Here is a 16,156-nt window from a genome sequence, read left to right on the forward strand (position 1 = left end):
CCGTCGGCGGTTCGTCGGCGTAACCCCCAGGGGATACGTCTCGGACGGATCGTGATGTCGACCTCGGCGTCCCCGCGTGTGCTACCCGCTTCATCTGTCGTATCCCGACAGGCCCCGGAGTCCGTGCCCGATGAGGCAGGAGGACCCGGTGGCGACACACGCCGACGCGAACGACGCACGTGCCATGCGGCGTGCCATCGAGCTGGCCGCCCGCGGCCTCGGCTTCACCAGCCCCAACCCGGCCGTCGGCTGCGTCATCGCCGACGCCTCCGGCCGGATCGTCGGCGAGGGCTGGCACGAGCGGGCCGGCGGCCCGCACGCCGAGGTGCACGCCCTGCGCGCGGCGGGGGACGCCGCCCGCGGCGCCACCGCCTACGTCACCCTCGAACCCTGCAACCACACCGGCCGCACGGGCCCCTGCGCCCGGGCCCTCGTCGAGGCCGGGATCACCCGCGTGCTCTACGCCGTACCCGACCCGAACCCGCAGGCCAGCGGTGGCGCGGCCACCCTGCGCGACGCCGGGATCGAGGTCCGGGAAGGGCTGCTGCGGGCCGAGGCCGAGGCCGGCAACGAGCCCTGGCTGACCTCCGTACGCCTGGGCCGCCCCTACGTCCTGTGGAAGTACGCCGCCACCCTGGACGGCCGGGTCGCCGCCGCCGACGGCACCAGCCGCTGGATCAGCGGCCCCGAGTCCCGCGCCGACGTCCACCGGCTGCGCGCCGAGGCCGACGCGGTCGTCGTCGGCTCGGGCACCCTGCGCGCCGATGACCCGCACCTCGCGGTCCGCGGCGTCGAGGGCGCCCGCCAACCCCTGCGCGTGGTCCTCGACACCCGGGCCACCGTCCGGCCCGGCGCCCGGATCCTCGACGACGACGCCCCCACCCTGGTGGCCGTCGCCGAGGACGCCGACACCCGCCACCTGGCGGGCGTCGAGGTGGCCCGGCTGCCCCACGACGGGCACGGCCTCTCCGTGGACGCGCTCCTCGCCGAGCTGTTCGCCCGCGGGGTGCGCTCCGTCCTGGTCGAGGGCGGGCCGACCCTGGCCGGCGCCTTCGTCGCCGCCGGAGCCGTCGACAAGATCGTCGGCTACCTCGCCCCGGTCCTCCTCGGCGCGGGCCCGAACGCCCTCGCCGACGCCGGGATCACCACCCTCACCCAGGCCCTGCGCCTGGAGATCACCGAGGTGCTCCGCCTCGGTCCCGATCTGCGCGTGACGGCCGTTCCCGCGGTCGCCGCCGTCCCCGCCGCCCCCACCGTCCTCAAGGAGCACTGAGTGTTCACCGGAATCGTCGAAGAACTGGGCGAGGTCACCGCCGTAGAGCAGCTCGCGGAGGCCTCCCGCTTCCGCCTCCGCGGCCCCGTCGTCACCGAAGGTGCCAAGCACGGCGACTCGATCGCCGTCAACGGCGTCTGTCTGACGGTCGTGGAGACGGGGGACGGCGAGTTCACCGCCGACGTGATGCAGGAGACCCTCAACCGCTCCAGCCTGGGCGCCCTGACCAAGGGCTCCCGGGTCAACCTGGAGCGCCCGATGGCCCTCGGCGGACGCCTCGGCGGACACCTGGTCCAGGGCCACGTGGACGGCACCGGCCGGATCGTCTCCCGCACCCCCTCCGAGCACTGGGAGATCGTCAAGGTCTCGCTGCCCGAACGGCTCGCCCGGTACGTCGTCGAGAAGGGCTCCATCACGGTCGACGGCGTCAGCCTCACCGTGGTCGACGCCGCGGCCGACCACTTCACCATCAGCCTCATCCCCACCACGCTGAACCTGACCACGCTCGGCATCAAGGAGCCCGGCGACCCGGTCAACCTGGAGGTCGACGTCCTCGCGAAGTACGTCGAGCGCCTCCTGGCCGCCGGTGTCGACCCGCTGACCACCGTGGCACCCGCCGCCGACCCGAAGGAGACGGACCGATGAGCGCGCTCTCCTGGCTCAACACCGAGGCCTTCGTGGTCTTCGACCAGAAGGTCATCTGGTCCGACATGATCGGCAACCTGATGGGCCTGGCGGCCCTCGCCCTCGGCTGGCGCCGCTCCATATGGACCTGGCCCGCCCAGCTGCTGTCCGGGCTCATCCTGGTCGGCGCCTACGCCACCGCCCACCTCGCGGGCGGCGTCGGCAAGCAGCTCCTGGTCATCGTCGTGGCCCTGTGGGGCTGGCGCGCCTGGCAGCGCGGGAAGCAGCAGGCCCAGGACGGCTCCATCGCCGTGCGCACGGCCACCTGGACCGAGCGCGGCGTGCTCCTGGCGGGCGCGGTCCTCGGCACCCTCGCGGTCGGCGGGCTCTTCACCCTCGTCCCCTCGCTCTCCTGGAGCCCGTGGGCCGACGCCTACATCTTCGTCGGCACGATCGTGGCGATGGTCGCCCAGGCCCGCGGTCTGGTCGAGTTCTGGTTCGCCTGGTTGCTCGTAGACCTCGTCGGCGTTCCGCTCGCATTCCAGAGCGGTCTGGTCTTCTCGGGCCTCGTCTACGTCGTCTACTTCGCCCTCGTCCTGTGGGGCGCCTACGACTGGTACCAGCGCTCGCGCACGACCACCGACGCCCCGGCCCTGGAAGGAGCAACGGCATGACCCTCACGCCCGTGCCCACCGAGAGCGACATCGAGTCCTTCCGGCTCGACCCCGTCGAGCAGGCCATCCGCGACATCGCGGCGGGTCGCCCGGTCGTCGTGGTGGACGACGAGAACCGCGAGAACGAGGGCGACCTCGTCATCGCCGCCGAAATGGCCACCCCCGAGATCATCGCCTTCATGATGAGCGAGTGCCGCGGCCTGATCTGCGCCCCGATGGAGGGTCCCGAGCTGGACCGTCTCGACCTGCCGCAGATGGTCACGCACAACACCGAGTCGATGCAGACCGCCTTCACGGTCTCCGTCGACGCCAGTGCCGTGCACGGCGTCACCACCGGCATCTCCGCCGCCGACCGCGCCACCACGCTGCGGCTGCTGGCCAACGGCACCAGCACCGCGGGCGACTTCGTCCGGCCGGGCCACGTCTTCCCGCTGCGCGCCAAGCCCGGCGGCGTCCTGGTCCGCAACGGCCACACCGAGGCCGCCGTCGACCTCGCCCGGCTCGCGGGCCTGCGCCCGGCCGGCGCGATCGTCGAGATCGCCGGTGAGGACGGGGTCATGCTCCGGCTGCCCGAGCTGATCCCCTTCGCCCGCAAGCACGGGCTGACGATCATCTCCATCGAGGACCTGGTCGCCTACCGGCGCTCCGCCGAGCCGACCGTGCGCCGCGGGGCCGAGGTCAGCCTGCCGACCACCTTCGGCTCCTTCACCGCCTACGGCTACCGCTCCATCGCCGACGGGGTCGAGCACATCGCCCTGGTCCACGGCGACATCGGCGACGGCCGCGACGTCCTGGCCCGGATGCACTCCGAGTGCCTGACCGGCGACATCTTCCAGTCCCAGCGCTGCGACTGCGGCCCCCAGCTCCAGGCCTCCATGCAGCGCATCGCGGCCGAGGGCCGCGGGGTCGTCGTCTACCTGCGCGGACACGAGGGCCGGGGCATCGGCCTGCTGGCCAAGCTGCGCGCGTACGAACTCCAGGAGCGCGGGCGCGACACCCTCGACGCCAACCTGGAGCTGGGCCTGCCCGCCGACGCCCGCGACTACGGGGCGGGCGCGCAGATCCTCGCCGACCTCGGGGTCCACAGCACCCGCCTGATGACCAACAACCCGCAGAAGGCGGCGGCCCTGGTCCGGCACGGCATCGAGGTCGTCAGCCGGGAGGCCATGCCGACCGAGACCGGCGAGCACAACCTGCGGTACCTGCGCACCAAGCGGGACCGGATGGGGCACGACCTGCCCTGGCTGGACGGCGTGGCGTCCGTCTCGGCCTGCGGCAACCAGTAACACCTGCGACAACCTGACATCAGACACGCAACGCAAGCGAAGAGCACGACGCACCGAGGAGAGCTGTGAGCGGCAAGGGCGCACCCGAACTGAGTGTGAAGAACTGCGGAGACCTGCGGGTGGCCGTGATCGCGGCCCAGTGGCACGAGAAGGTCATGGACGGCCTCGTCGACGGCGCCCTGCGCGCCCTGCACGAGCTGGGCATCGACGAGCCCACCCTGCTGCGCGTCCCGGGCAGCTTCGAGCTCCCGGTGGTGGCGAAGGTACTGGCCGGTCGCGGATACGATGCGATCGTCGCCCTCGGCGTGGTCATCCGCGGCGGCACCCCGCACTTCGACTACGTGTGCCAAGGCGTCACCCAGGGCCTGGTGCAGGTATCGCTCGACACCGGAGTCCCCGTCGGCTTCGGCGTACTGACCTGCGACAACGACGAGCAGGCGCTGGACCGCGCCGGACTCGAAGGGTCGAACGAGGACAAGGGGCACGAAGCGGTCACCGCCGCCGTCGCCACCGCCATGACCCTACGCACCGTCAGCGAACCCTGGCGCTAATCGACAGGGGCGGACCCTTTATTCTGAGGACCATCATGGCGAACGAATCCCCCAAGACCTTCGAGCAGCTCTTCACCGAGCTCCAGCTCAAGGCCGCCAACGGCGACCCCAGCACCTCCCGGACCGCCGAACTGGTCGGCAAGGGAGTCCATGCCATCGGCAAGAAGGTCGTCGAGGAGGCCGCCGAAGTCTGGATGGCCGCCGAGTACGAGGGCAAGGAAGCCGCCGCCGAGGAGATCTCCCAGCTGCTCTACCACGTCCAGGTGATGATGGTCGCGCGCGGGATCTCCCTCGACGACGTCTACGCCCACCTCTGAGCCGCCGGGCCGACGGACCCCCGAGCACGCACCGCACGCACACCCCTTTCGCACCTACGCACCAAAGGAAGCCCCATGCTGCGCATCGCCGTCCCCAACAAGGGTTCTCTCTCCGGACCGGCGTCGGCGATGCTCCATGAGGCCGGCTACCGGATGCGCAAGGAGTCCAAGGAGCTCGTGGTCGTCGACCCCGAGAACGAGGTGGAGTTCTTCTACCTCCGTCCCAAGGACATCGCGATCTACGTGTCGTCGGGCAAGCTCGACATCGGCATCACCGGCCGTGACCTGCTGCTCGACTCCGGAGCCAGCGCCGAGGAGATCCTGCCGCTGAACTTCGGCCGGTCCACCTTCCGCTACGCCACCATCCCCGGCACGGCGAAGGGCCCGCAGGACTTCACCGGGATGACGATCGCCACCTCCTACGAGGGGATCGTCGCCAAGCACCTCGCCGAGCAGGGCATCGACGCCTCCGTCGTGCACCTCGACGGCGCGGTCGAGACCGCCATCCAGCTCGGCGTCGCCCAGATCATCGCGGACGTCGTCGAGACCGGCACCAGCCTGCGCAACGCGGGCCTGGAGGTCATCGGCGAGCCGATCCTGACCTCCGAAGCGGTCGTGATCCGCGGCAACTCCAGCGACCCGGACGACCCGCGGGCCCAGCAGTTCCTGCGCCGCCTCCAGGGCGTCCTGGTGGCCCGCAGCTACGTGATGATGGACTACGACTGCCGCGCCGAGCACCTGGAGCGCGCGGTGGCCCTCACCCCGGGCCTGGAGTCGCCGACGATCTCCCCGCTGCACAACGAGGGCTGGGTCGCCGTCCGCGCCATGGTTCCGGCCAAGGAGGCCCAGCGGATCATGGACGACCTGTACGAGCTGGGCGCGCGCGCGATCCTCACCACCTCGATCCACGCCTGCCGGCTCTGACCGGTCCGCCCGCCCCTTCCCGGGGTGGGCGCCGTCACCCGATGAGCCCCTCCGTACGTCCTTTCGTAGAACCGAGCACCCCATGAGCGAGTCCGCCGCCCAGCCCGTACTGCCCGCCCTGCCGGTCACCTTCCGGCCGACCCGCACCCGGGTGGTGCTGCTGGGCGTCGGGCTCGTCATGTTCGTCACCATCTCGGCGATCGGGCTGCTCCTGAAGGACCTCGGCGGCGGCGAACGGCTCAGCTTCGTCTTCACGGCCGCCCTCTTCGCCTCCGTCCTGCTGCTGCTCAGCCGCCCCAAGGTGGTCGCGGACGAGGGCGGCGTCACCGTCGTCAACCTCACGACCACCCGACGGCTTGAATGGGCGCAGATCCTGCGCGTCAACCTCCGGCCGGGCGACCCGTGGGTCTTCCTCGACCTCAACGACGGCACCAGCCTGCCCGCCCTCGGGATCCAGCCCGGCGTGGCCAAGGAGCAGGCGATCGGCGACGCGAGGGCGCTGCGCGCGCTGGCCGAGAACCACGGAAGCGGCCCGCGCGAGAGCTGAGTGCCATTGCGGCCTCGTTCTCAATGACTACCCTGGTGGCGGGGCGCACGTTCGCGCCCTCCCACCGGCCCCGGGACAACGCGGCCCGTGGGTACCTGCGACTTGAGGAGTGACTCCCTCCAGCAATGGACGGATCGTCCGGTAGTACCCGCGCCGCCCTCCCCCCGGAGGCGGCGGCATGACCACCCCGCTACTCCTGCTCGTGGCGGCATTCGCCCTGATCCTCGCCAACGGTTTCTTCGTGGCGGCCGAATTCGGCCTCGTCACGGTGGAGAGACCCGAGGCCGAACGCGCCGCCGCCGACGGCGACAAACGCGCCCGTACGGTCGTCAAGGCCCTGCGGGAGCTGTCGTTCCAGCTCTCCGGAACCCAGCTCGGCATCACCCTCACCTCCCTCGTGGTCGGCATGCTCGCCGAACCCGCCCTCGCCGGGCTGCTCACCGGGCCGCTCACCGCGACCGGACTGCCCCGCGGGGCGGTCACCGGGATCGCCGTCGTGACCGGCATGCTGCTCGCCTCCGCCGTCCAGATGGTCGTCGGCGAGCTGGTCCCGAAGAACTGGGCGGTCTCCCGGCCGCTCCAGGTCGCCCGCATCGTGGCCGGCCCCCAGGACGTCTTCTCCCGCGCCTTCCGGCCGGTCATCGCCGGCCTCAACGCCGTCGCCAACCGGCTGGTGCGGGCGCTGGGCGTGGAACCGACCGACGAGATGGCCTCCGCCCGCACCCCGGGCGAACTGGTCTCGCTGGTCCGCCATTCGGCCCAGGCGGGCGCCCTGGAACAGGACACCGCCGACCTCTTCGTGCGGACCCTCTCGCTCGGCGAGCTGACGGCCCAGCACGTCATGACCCCCCGGGTGAAGGTCAGCGCCCTCCAGCACACCGCCACCGCGGCCGACGTGCTCAACCTGACCCGGGCCACCGGCCTGTCCCGCTTCCCGGTCTACCGCGAGCGCATCGACGAGGTCACCGGGGTGGTCCACCTCAAGGACGCCCTCGCCGTGCCCGAGTCCGAGCGCGCCCGCACCACCGTGGGCCGGATCTGCGTCGCCCCGCTGCTGGTGCCCGGCTCCCTGCCGGTGCAGCCGCTGCTGGAACGGCTGCGCAGCGAACAGCCGATGGCCGTGGTCGTCGACGAGTACGGCGGCACCGCCGGGGTCGTCACCCTGGAGGACATCGTGGAGGAACTCGTCGGCGAGGTCCGCGACGAGCACGACCTCGCCGAGGACGACGGCCCGGAGCTGGCCGCCGTGGCCGCCGAGGACGGCCGCCCCTCCTGGGAGGCCGACGGCAGCTGCCGGGTGCACACCCTGCGCCGCATAGGCCTCGAAGTCCCCGAAGGGCCCTACGAGACCGTCGCCGGCCTCGTCGCCGACCTGCTCGGCCGCATCCCCGCCCCCGGGGACCGGGCCGAACTCCCCGGCTGGAAGCTCTCCGTCCGTCAGGTCGGCCGCTACCGCGCCGAACGGGTCCGCCTGGTCCGTACGGCCGACAGCGCGACCGGTACGGACCCCGACACCGGGACCTCCGGCGGCGACTCCGCCGCCGGCGGCCGGCGCGAGATGGCGGTCCTGCGGTGAACGCCCTCCAACTGCTCTTCGCCCTGCTCCTCGTCCTGGCCAACGGCTTCTTCGTCGGCGCCGAGTTCGCGCTCGTCTCCGTCCGCCGCAGCCAGATCGAGCCCCTGGCGGCCTCCTCCAAGCGGGCCCGCCAGGTGCTGCACGGGCTGGAGAACCTGCCCCGGATGATGGCCGCGGCCCAGTTCGGCATCACCGTCTGCTCCCTCACCCTGGGAGCCGTCGCCGAACCCACCGTGGCCCGCCTCCTGGAGCCGCTCTTCGAGGCCGCGCGGGTGCCGCACGGCCTGGTCCACCCCCTCGGGTACGCCTTCGCGCTGGCCGCGGTGGTCTTCCTGCACCTGGTCATCGGCGAGATGGTCCCCAAGAACCTCGCCATGGCCGCCCCGGAGAAGACCGCCCTGTGGTTCAGCCCCGGACTGGTGGCCTTCGCCCGGGTCTGCGGGCCGGTCACCACGGCGCTGGGAGCCTGCGCGACCCTGGTCCTGCGCCTGTTCAAGGTGGAGCCCAAGGACGAGGTCGAGGCCGTCTACACCAGGGCCCAGCTCGGCCGGCTCGTCGAGGACTCCCGGCAGGCCGGGCTCCTCGCACCGGCCGAGCAGGAGCGCCTGGAGGACGCCCTGGAGCTGGGCAGCCTCCCGGTCACCGACGTGCTCCTCGCCCGCGACCGGCTGGTCACGGTCACCCCCTCGGTGACCCCGCGCGAGATCGAGCAGCTGACCGTGCGCACCGGGTACTCGCGCTTCCCGGTCCGCTCCGACACCGGCACCTTCATGGGGTACGTCCACGTCAAGGACGTGCTCGACCTGGAACACCGGGAGGGCGCCGTCCCCCAGCGGGTCTGGCGGCGGATGACCACCCTGTGCTCCACCCTCCCGCTGGACGACGCGCTGAGCGTCATGCGGCGGGACGCCACCCACCTGGCGCAGGTCGCGGACCCCGCCGGGCGCGTGCTCGGTCTGGTCGCGCTGGAGGACGTACTGGAGAAGCTGGTCGGCGAGGTGCGCGATCCCGCGCACCGCACGGTCGCCCCGCCGGCCCGGCGCCCCGAACAGGCGCTGACCCGCTAGCGGGCCCCGGTCCACCGGCCCCGCCCGCCGCCCCGCTACATCGGGGGCGGCGGGTCCGGGCGGCCGCGGTCCTGCGGGCCGCGGCCCGACAGGACCTCGCCGTACGCCTGCATCAGGTCCGCCAGGCGCAGGGTGCAGAGGTCCTCCCGGGACGGGGTCAGGGCGTAACCGGCCAGCCTGAGGTCCCGGTAGGCGCAGCTCTTCTCGTACAGCGTGCGCAGGAAGCGGCCGTTGCCCAACTCGTCGATCCAGCCCTGTTCCACCACGTGCCCGCTGATGCTGCGCAGCTCCTCGACCGCCTCCTCGTCCCAGCGGTCCCCGTTCGCGTCCGCCAGCACCCCGCCGATCGCGGTGAGTTCCAGCGGACGGTAGCTCGGGAAGTCCACCCGGGTGGTGAACCGCGAGGACAGCCCCGGATTGGTCGCGAGCAGCCGGTCCATGCCCGCCGGATAGCCCGCCAGGATCACCACCAGGTGGTCCCGGTTGTCCTCGGCCCGCTTGAGCAGCACCTGGAGCGCCTCGTCGCCGTAGGCGTCGCCCTTGCTGTAGCCCGAGTTGGACAGGCTGTAGGCCTCGTCCACGAAGAGGACCCCGCCGATCGCCGAATCGATCAGCTCATTGGCCTTCACCGCCGTCTGGCCGAGGAACTCGCCCACCAGGTCCGCCCGCTGGGCCTCCACCAGGTGGTCGCCGCCGAGCAGCCCGAGGGCGTAGAACACCCGGCCCAGGATCCGGGCCACGGTCGTCTTGCCGGTGCCGGAAGGGCCGGAGAAGACGAAGTGCCGTTTCGGCGGCTGCACCGGCAAGCCCTGACCCGCCCGCAGCCGGGCCATGTGCATTTGCGCCGAGAGCGCCTTGACCTGCCGTTTGACCGGCTCCAGCCCCACCATCCGCTCCAGTTCCGCGAGCGCCTCGGCGAGCAGGGCCGGATCGGCGGGCCCGGCCGGCAGCTCCGCGGGCCCGGACTGCGGCGGCACCCCCGCCCGGTGCCGTACGCCGTCCGCGGGCCCGCCGGCACCGGGCCCCGGCCCCACCGGAGCGCCCGGCGCGCCGGAACCGGGGCCGAAGCGGGTCTCCGGCGGCTCGGCCGGAGGCAGCTGGTCCGCCTCGACCTGCCCGTCCGCCGAGACGTCCTGCCCGAGCCCGCCGCCCAGCGCCACGGCGGCGAAGTCCCCGCCCGCCGCGCCCAGTCCGTAGCCGTCCACGCCGCCCAGCCCGTCGAGGCCGTCGCTCTCGGAGATCGCGGTCAGCCGGGCCGCGGTGTCCATGAAGGCCGGGTCCACCCGGTGCACCGCCCGGTACAGCGGCAGCGCCGCCGCGCTGCGCCCGGTGCCCTCGTGCGCCCGGGCCAGCCAGTAGCGCAGCTCCTTGCGCTGCGGCTGCTCGCTGCGGCAGCGCATCAGCGCGGCCGACAGCATGGGCTCCGCCTGCCCGTACATCTCCAGGCGGACCCGGGCCATCCCGCCGAAGAGGCCCGCCTCGATGCCGAGCAGCGGATCGTCCACGAGCGGCTCGGTGTGGCGCACCAACTGGTCCCAGTCCTTGACCAGATAGGCCCGGCAGGCGTGCAGGAAGCGCACCTGCGGGTCGGTGTCCACCGGCGGCAGCGCGGCCAGCGCCCGGTCCAGTTCGGGCACGTGGCGGCCGTCCAGCCAGTGCGAGGCGTGGGCGAGCAGCAGGTCGCGCTTGCTCTCCAGTACGGGCTGCACCCACCAGCCGAGCCAGTACCAGGAGTTGAGCGTGCGCCGGTGCCGCGCGCGCTGCTCCCCGAAGCGGTCCCGGTGCGCGTGCATGCGCAGCAGGGCGTTGGTCGTGTCGACCCGTAACGCGTGCAGACCCAGCCAGGCGTCGGCCATCGAGGGGTCGAGCAGCACGGCCGACCGGAACTCCTCCTCGGCCTGCGGATAGGCGCCCATCATGCAGGCGTCCACTCCGCGCAGCCAGGCGAGTTCGGCCGGGGCGTAGGCGCTGCCCGGCATGCCGAAGTCCATCACATCCCCCACAAGCCTGCCCCCGTGGAGCGCGGCAACCCCCGTGCGGTGTACGCGAGTTGTCCCTGCGCCGATGAAATCAGGGTGGCATCGTACCTGCGGTCCCGGGCCATACGTAGGGTGCGGTGGACACGTGTCGGTGGGGCGTCCCGGACGCAAGTGTGCACGGAGAGTGAAGGTTTGCGAGGGGATCGGCGGCCGAAGGGTCCGCCCGGGAGCCGCCGGAGGGCAGAACGAAGCCCCCGGTCACGGGGGAACAACCGGGGGCTTCGCGTCCTTGGCGGTCCTGAAAACCGCTCATTCAGAACGTAATGCCGCGACGGGCACCCGGTCAAGCGGTCCGGGAGGGCGCCCCGGCGGGGTGATCGGCGCCCCGGCGGGGCTCGGGTCAGGACCCGGCCGGTTCGTCACTCCCGGTGACGGAATCGGCTCGCAGGGCGGTCGCATCCGCCCCGGAAGACCACTCGTATCCCGTACCGCTCTGTCGCACCAACGTGTGCGCGAAGGGGCGCGAAGGGTCGTCCGCGAAGTGCGCGCGCTCCGCGCGCTCCCATCCGTCCCAGAAGAGCGACAGTTCGCGCCCGTCCCGGTTCCGCCCGCGCCCCCAGGACTGCTCCCGGGGCATTTCCATCCACATCAGGCGCGCCAGGAACGGCCGCAGCGCCCGGCGGCCCGCGCCGACGCCCTCGATCAGCAGCACCGGAGCCGGGTCCAGGACCCGCTCGGGCCCGAACCGGCGCGCCACCCAGTCGTACGGCGCCCAGTGCGCCGCCCGGCCGGCCGCCAGCGGGTCGAGCACCTGGGCGCGCAGCCGCTCGGTCCAGGCGAACAGCTCCTCGTGCGTGGCCACGTCGTCGAGGTGCAGGACGGGGGCGCCGCCGAGGGCTTCGGCGAGGCGCCCGGCGAAGGTGCTCTTGCCGGATCCCGCGTGCCCGTCGACGCCGATCACCCGTACGGGGCCCAGCGAGGGCGGCAGGGCGAGGAGCGCGCCGGCCAGCGGGGCGAGGGACGCGGGCGGGTCGGGAGGGGTGGGCGGGATCTGCAGTTCCACTCCGACAGCCTACGGCGGCGCGCGACACGGCCCACCGCCCTGGCCCCGGCCGCCCGCGAGCTGGGAGGCTGGCCGGACGCGCACCGCCGGGCGCGCGCGAAGGCCCGGCCCCCGCACCGCCCCATCCGCCCCGCACCGCCCGCCCCGACCCGCACCGCCCGACCCGCACGGCACGCCTGCCGGACCGCACCACTGGGGGTTCCGCCCATGACCGCATCCACCCCGCGCCGGGCCGTCCTCGCGGCGGCCCTCGCCGCCGCCACGGCCGCCACCGTCCCCGCCACCCCGTCCGCGGCCGCGCCCGCCCCCAAGGGCGCCGGGGGAGCCCCGACCGGGGGCAAGGAGGTGGACAACCGGTTCTGGTACGCGTACGCCCACTGGCAGGCCGGGACCCACCGGGGGACCGTCGCGAACGCCGGCGCGCGCCCCGGGCTGGCGATCGCCGTCCCCGTCGGGCGCACCGCGTACGCCGACCCGCACACCGGGAAGAAGAGCACCTGGGAGTACGCGACCTGGACCTCCCCGGTGCACCGCCCCGCCGTGCCCGCCACCGAGGCCATCGCCTCCTGGAACGCCCGTACCCCCGCCGGGACCTGGATCCAGGTCGAACTGCGCGCCACCTACACCAACGGGGTCGCCGGTCCCTGGTACGTGATGGGCCGCTGGGCCTCGGGCGACGGCGACGTCCGGCGCACCTCGGTGGACGGGCAGACCGACGGCACCTCCACCGTCTGGACCGACACCCTCGCCCTCGACGGCGCCGCGCGCACGAGCGGCCTGCGGATCAGGACATGGCAGCTGCGGCTGACCCTGTACCGCCGCCCCGGCGCCCCGCTCGGGCCGGTGGTCTGGCTGGCGGGGGCGATGGCCTCCGACGTCCCCGACCGCTTCACGGTCCCCGCCTCGGCGCCCGGCGCGGGCGCCGAGCTGGCCGTCCCGCGCTACTCGCAGGAGGTCCACGCGGGCCAGTACCCCGAGTACGACAACGGCGGCGAGGCCTGGTGCAGCCCCACCTCCTCGCAGATGATCATCGAGTACTGGGGTCGCAAGCCCAGCGCGGCGGCCCTGGCCTGGGTCAAGAAGGAGTACCCCGACCCGCAGGTCTGCCACGCGGCGCGCGCCACCTACGACGCCGCCTACAAGGGCTGCGGCAACTGGCCCTTCAACGCCGCGTACGCCGCCACCTATCCCGGGCTCGCGGGCGTGGTGACCCGGCTCGGCTCGCTCACCGACGTGGAGACGCTGGTCGCGGCGGGCGTCCCGGTCATCACCTCCCAGTCCTTCCGGGCGGGGGAGATCACCGGCGCGGGCTACGGCACGGCGGGCCACCTGATGACGGTGGTCGGCTTCACCGCCGCCGGGGACGTCGTCGCCAACGACCCCAACTCGCCCTCGAACGCGACCGTCCGCCGGGTCTACGCGCGCCGCGAGTGGGAGAACGTCTGGCTGCGGACCAAGCGCTACCACGCCTCCGGCAAGGTCGTCTCCGGCAGCGGCGGGATCTGCTACCTCTACGCGCCGTGCGCCCCGAACGCGGCCCAGCTGCGCGCGCTGCGGACGGTCGGAGTGCTCTGAGGGCGGCGCGTTTCCGATGCCCGCGAGCGGGCACATACTGGGTTAAAGGGTACATAAAGGCTCCCGTAGGAGGCTGCCCGCCATGACCACCCACCCGAACATCGAACTCCACCCCGACCTCGCCGAGATGCGCACCCGCTTCGAGCGGGTCACCACCACCCCGCGCGCGCAGGCCGTGGAAGCACTGGCCCTGGTCACGGGCCTGTACATCGCCGCCTCGCCCTGGATCGCGGGGTTCAGCGGACTGTCCGCGCTGGCGATCACGAACCTGATCGCGGGCCTGGCCTACTGCCTGTGCATGGGCGGCCTCGGCTCCGCCTACGAACGCACCCACGCGATGGCCTGGACAGCCGTCGTCATCGCCGCTTTCACGATCGTCGCCCCCTGGCTGGTCTCCGGCGCGGTCGACACCACCCGGACCGTCGTGAGCAACTGCATCGCGGGCGGCGTCGCCCTGCTGCTGGCCCTCGCGATGGCGAGCATGGCCGGACGGGAGCGCCCGACGCGCTCCGGCTGAGGCCGCTCCCAGGCCCCGCGGACCCGGGTCCCGACCGCACGGGCGGCCGGGGCCCGGCCGCGTGACGAGCGCCACCAGTGACCATCGTCTCTACCGCGGGGGCGCGGAACGCTGTCACATTGGACGGCATGACCGCACACACCGCCGCTCTGACCGCCCGTGCCCGCGACCTCGTCCGCACCGGTGGACCCAAGGACGATTCCGCCTGGCTGGAGCACGTGCTCGGCTGGACCCTGGTGGTCGTCGTCGCGATGCTCGTCACCCAGATCGGCTGGCTCTGACCGCGCTCCCGGCGGCCCCCGGGCCCGATCCGGCCCCCGGATCCGGCTCGCCCTCCGGGTCCGGTTCCACCCGCCAGTGCCGGTGCGGAACCCCCACCAGGCCGTAGAGCCGGCGCACCGGTGACCACCGGGGCAGCAGCACCGCCCCGGCCAGCGCCGCGAAGAGGCCGGCCCCCGGGGCCCAGCCCAGCAGCCGTACGAGGACGCTCGCACCCAGCGCCCCGGCGAGCGGCAGCCCGTACACCCCGGCCCCCGCGATCACCACGGCCAGCGGCCGCGACACCTTGAGGTCCGCCGCCGCGCCCGGCAGCCGCCACCCCTCCGCCAGCCAGCCGATCTCGACCAGCAGCATCACCCCGAGCACCGCCGCGCCCAGCACCAGCAGGGCGAGGAAGGTCCCGGAGGTGACGAAGTGCAGACAGTGGTTGACGAACGCCCGGACGCCGTCAGTGTCCGCCCCGCCCCCGGCGCCCGCCCCGCCCGCGGACCACTCGGCGTAGCTGCGCGCGTCGGGGCTCAGCAGGCGCCGGTAGCCCGTGCCGTCCCACCCGTGGACCAGGGTGAAGAAGGTCAGGAAGTATCCGGCGACGGCCTGGAGGTACCCCCAGTACCCCGCCCCCACCAGCACGAACAGCCGCGCCGCCAGGAAGCCGAGCAGCGCCCCGACCACCACCGAGCCGGTCTGGAAGAGCGCGAAGCCGGCCCACACCCCGCGGTGGTCGTGCGCCACCTGCATCGTCGCCCAGGCCGGGTCCTGCCACAGCAGGTACGCCCCGCTCGGCGCGAGCAGCAGCGCCGCGTACAGCACCGTGAGCGCGAGGTAGGGGTGGGCCGCGCGGCTGCGCGTGCGCACCCCCTCGCCGCGCACCGAGCGCTCCCACCACTGGAGCTGGCGCCCGGCGGCGACCGCGAAGGTCGCGCCGATCCCGTAGGCCCACAGCGGCGCGGCCTGGACGGGGATCACGAGGCCTCCAGTCGGAGCCCGTCGGTGACGATCAGGTCGGAGGTGACCAGGGCCTGTTCGGCGCGGACGTTCGTCATGAAGACGAAGGGCGGGATGATCGGCGGCGCGGGCAGCCCGTCGGGCGTGAAGGTGACGCACAGCAGCCCCTCGATGCAGCCGCTGAACCTGGTCAGGTACAAGGTCACGTCGCCGCTCAGGTCGAGGGTCCGGGCGGTGAGCCCGTACTCCTCGCGGCCGTCCCGGGTCCGCAGCCGGTAGTCGAAGAGCTTGGCCGCCCGCATCTTCAGCACCAGCACCTTGAGCGGCCCGTCGACCGTGGGCACCTGGGTGACCCCGGCGAGGGTGAACCCCTGCGGGGCGAAGAGCGAGGTGGTGACGGTCGGGGGCGTGCGCGGGGCCGTCGGCGGACCGGCGCCGGCCGCGGCCCGGGCCGGGGGAGCGCCGGTCGCCAGCGCGGCCAGGAGCACCACCGGCAGCGCGGCGGCCAGGGTGCGCGGGCCGCCGCGCTCCGGCGCCCTCCGGTACGGGCCCTCCTCGGCCCCGTCCGGATCGGGCAGCGGGGTCCAGCCGAAGGCCAGGGCGCTGCCGGTGATCCCGAGCAGCATGCCGAGCAGGAACCCGCCCAGGTTGGTCGCCACGAAGGACAGCACCGACAGGAGCAGCGCGTGGATGCTGACGTACGCACGGGCCTGCGGCAGGAACCAGAGGAAGAGGCCCGCCGCGATCAGCGCGAGCCCGATCCCGATCGCGGCGATCCCGCCGAGGCCCAGACTGACCAGGATGGTCAGCGGGGAGAGCGGGACCAGCAACAGCTCGGTCCCGCCCAGCACCAGCAGCAGCCCGCCCCAGAACGGCCGGCTCCGGCGCCAGGCCCGCAGCCGGGCCCGGCGGGCGGGCCAGGGCAACCGTCGCTCCAGCCACCCCGGGGTCGGCCGGAC

17 protein-coding genes are annotated in these 16,156 nt (G+C 73.5%); 13 read left to right on the forward strand and 4 right to left on the reverse strand.

What is annotated here, in order from left to right; translation table 11 throughout:
• The first annotated feature begins 130 nt into the window (after positions 1-130).
• From ribD to ACIQWR_RS19340, 10 genes are all read left to right on the forward strand, one after another.
• Positions 131-1,273 (forward strand): bifunctional diaminohydroxyphosphoribosylaminopyrimidine deaminase/5-amino-6-(5-phosphoribosylamino)uracil reductase RibD, encoded by a 1,143-nt coding sequence (ribD, locus tag ACIQWR_RS19295; protein WP_404010730.1) that lies wholly within the window; start codon positions 131-133, stop codon positions 1,271-1,273.
• Positions 1,274-1,918, forward strand: a complete 645-nt coding sequence (locus tag ACIQWR_RS19300; protein WP_354381556.1) for a riboflavin synthase — start codon at positions 1,274-1,276, stop codon at positions 1,916-1,918.
• The gene (locus ACIQWR_RS19305) at positions 1,915-2,571 is read left to right on the forward strand and encodes a nicotinamide riboside transporter PnuC (protein WP_404010733.1); all 657 of its coding nucleotides are present in this window, start codon (positions 1,915-1,917) and stop codon (positions 2,569-2,571) included. Before ACIQWR_RS19300 ends, ACIQWR_RS19305 begins: the two co-directional genes overlap by 4 nt.
• A complete protein-coding gene (locus tag ACIQWR_RS19310) occupies positions 2,568-3,857 on the forward strand; it encodes a bifunctional 3,4-dihydroxy-2-butanone-4-phosphate synthase/GTP cyclohydrolase II (protein ID WP_404010735.1) in 1,290 nt (429 codons plus the stop codon). The genes ACIQWR_RS19305 and ACIQWR_RS19310 overlap by 4 nt, the downstream gene beginning before the upstream one ends.
• A 65-nt stretch (positions 3,858-3,922) precedes the next feature.
• Positions 3,923-4,408: a 6,7-dimethyl-8-ribityllumazine synthase gene (gene ribH / locus ACIQWR_RS19315; RefSeq protein WP_385777620.1), complete on the forward strand. Its 486-nt coding sequence runs from the start codon at positions 3,923-3,925 to the stop codon at positions 4,406-4,408.
• A 35-nt stretch (positions 4,409-4,443) separates the two neighbouring features.
• Positions 4,444-4,725: a phosphoribosyl-ATP diphosphatase gene (locus ACIQWR_RS19320; protein WP_399262395.1), complete on the forward strand. Its 282-nt coding sequence runs from the start codon at positions 4,444-4,446 to the stop codon at positions 4,723-4,725.
• A gap of 75 nt (positions 4,726-4,800) precedes the next feature.
• The gene (hisG, locus tag ACIQWR_RS19325) at positions 4,801-5,649 is read left to right on the forward strand and encodes an ATP phosphoribosyltransferase (protein WP_399262397.1); all 849 of its coding nucleotides are present in this window, start codon (positions 4,801-4,803) and stop codon (positions 5,647-5,649) included.
• An 82-nt stretch (positions 5,650-5,731) separates the two neighbouring features.
• Positions 5,732-6,196: a PH domain-containing protein gene (locus ACIQWR_RS19330; RefSeq protein ID WP_404010740.1), complete on the forward strand. Its 465-nt coding sequence runs from the start codon at positions 5,732-5,734 to the stop codon at positions 6,194-6,196.
• Between the two features lie 178 nt (positions 6,197-6,374).
• On the forward strand, positions 6,375-7,772 hold the full coding sequence (locus tag ACIQWR_RS19335) for a hemolysin family protein (RefSeq protein ID WP_404010743.1): 1,398 nt from the start codon (positions 6,375-6,377) through the stop codon (positions 7,770-7,772).
• Complete coding sequence (locus ACIQWR_RS19340) at positions 7,769-8,839, forward strand: hemolysin family protein (RefSeq protein WP_404010746.1); 1,071 nt, start codon at positions 7,769-7,771, stop codon at positions 8,837-8,839. Before ACIQWR_RS19335 ends, ACIQWR_RS19340 begins: the two co-directional genes overlap by 4 nt.
• Before the next feature lie 35 nt (positions 8,840-8,874).
• On the opposite strand, the gene ACIQWR_RS19345 is transcribed toward ACIQWR_RS19340, so the two are convergent.
• A complete protein-coding gene (locus tag ACIQWR_RS19345) occupies positions 8,875-10,830 on the reverse strand; it encodes an AAA family ATPase (RefSeq protein WP_404010749.1) in 1,956 nt (651 codons plus the stop codon).
• A gap of 388 nt (positions 10,831-11,218) precedes the next feature.
• Positions 11,219-11,875 (reverse strand): uridine kinase, encoded by a 657-nt coding sequence (locus ACIQWR_RS19350; protein WP_404010864.1) that lies wholly within the window; start codon positions 11,873-11,875, stop codon positions 11,219-11,221.
• A gap of 213 nt (positions 11,876-12,088) precedes the next feature.
• Between ACIQWR_RS19350 and ACIQWR_RS19355 the strand changes: the two genes are divergently transcribed.
• The 3 genes from ACIQWR_RS19355 (at position 12,089) to ACIQWR_RS19365 (ending at position 14,254) form a co-directional block, all read left to right on the forward strand.
• Positions 12,089-13,456 carry a peptidase C39 family protein gene (locus tag ACIQWR_RS19355; protein WP_404010751.1) on the forward strand — a complete coding sequence of 456 codons (1,368 nt, stop codon included), beginning with the start codon at positions 12,089-12,091 and terminating at the stop codon, positions 13,454-13,456.
• 82 nt (positions 13,457-13,538) lie between these two features.
• A complete protein-coding gene (locus tag ACIQWR_RS19360; protein WP_404010753.1) occupies positions 13,539-13,973 on the forward strand; it encodes an SPW repeat protein in 435 nt (144 codons plus the stop codon).
• A 128-nt stretch (positions 13,974-14,101) separates the two neighbouring features.
• Positions 14,102-14,254 carry an SCO1431 family membrane protein gene (locus ACIQWR_RS19365; RefSeq protein ID WP_385777647.1) on the forward strand — a complete coding sequence of 51 codons (153 nt, stop codon included), beginning with the start codon at positions 14,102-14,104 and terminating at the stop codon, positions 14,252-14,254.
• Here ACIQWR_RS19365 and ACIQWR_RS19370 read toward each other — a convergent pair.
• On the reverse strand, positions 14,232-15,218 hold the full coding sequence (locus tag ACIQWR_RS19370) for a hypothetical protein (RefSeq protein ID WP_404010756.1): 987 nt from the start codon (positions 15,216-15,218) through the stop codon (positions 14,232-14,234). The genes ACIQWR_RS19365 and ACIQWR_RS19370 overlap by 23 nt on opposite strands.
• Positions 15,215-16,123: a DUF6114 domain-containing protein gene (locus tag ACIQWR_RS19375; protein WP_404010758.1), complete on the reverse strand. Its 909-nt coding sequence runs from the start codon at positions 16,121-16,123 to the stop codon at positions 15,215-15,217. The genes ACIQWR_RS19370 and ACIQWR_RS19375 overlap by 4 nt, the downstream gene beginning before the upstream one ends.
• Positions 16,124-16,156: the final 33 nt, after the last annotated feature.

The sequence above is a fragment of the Streptomyces sp. NPDC098789 genome, assembly GCF_044759975.1.
Lineage (GTDB): Bacteria > Actinomycetota > Actinomycetes > Streptomycetales > Streptomycetaceae > Streptomyces.

Coding starts and splice junctions, on each gene's coding strand:
- ribD (WP_404010730.1), top strand. CDS start 131: ATGAGGCAGGAGGACCCGGTGGCGACACACGCCGACGCGAACGACGCA.
- ACIQWR_RS19305 (WP_404010733.1), top strand. CDS start 1,915: ATGAGCGCGCTCTCCTGGCTCAACACCGAGGCCTTCGTGGTCTTCGAC.
- ACIQWR_RS19310 (WP_404010735.1), top strand. CDS start 2,568: ATGACCCTCACGCCCGTGCCCACCGAGAGCGACATCGAGTCCTTCCGG.
- ACIQWR_RS19320 (WP_399262395.1), top strand. CDS start 4,444: ATGGCGAACGAATCCCCCAAGACCTTCGAGCAGCTCTTCACCGAGCTC.
- hisG (WP_399262397.1), top strand. CDS start 4,801: ATGCTGCGCATCGCCGTCCCCAACAAGGGTTCTCTCTCCGGACCGGCG.
- ACIQWR_RS19330 (WP_404010740.1), top strand. CDS start 5,732: ATGAGCGAGTCCGCCGCCCAGCCCGTACTGCCCGCCCTGCCGGTCACC.
- ACIQWR_RS19335 (WP_404010743.1), top strand. CDS start 6,375: ATGACCACCCCGCTACTCCTGCTCGTGGCGGCATTCGCCCTGATCCTC.
- ACIQWR_RS19345 (WP_404010749.1), bottom strand. CDS start 10,830: ATGGACTTCGGCATGCCGGGCAGCGCCTACGCCCCGGCCGAACTCGCC.
- ACIQWR_RS19355 (WP_404010751.1), top strand. CDS start 12,089: ATGACCGCATCCACCCCGCGCCGGGCCGTCCTCGCGGCGGCCCTCGCC.
- ACIQWR_RS19360 (WP_404010753.1), top strand. CDS start 13,539: ATGACCACCCACCCGAACATCGAACTCCACCCCGACCTCGCCGAGATG.
- ACIQWR_RS19365 (WP_385777647.1), top strand. CDS start 14,102: ATGACCGCACACACCGCCGCTCTGACCGCCCGTGCCCGCGACCTCGTC.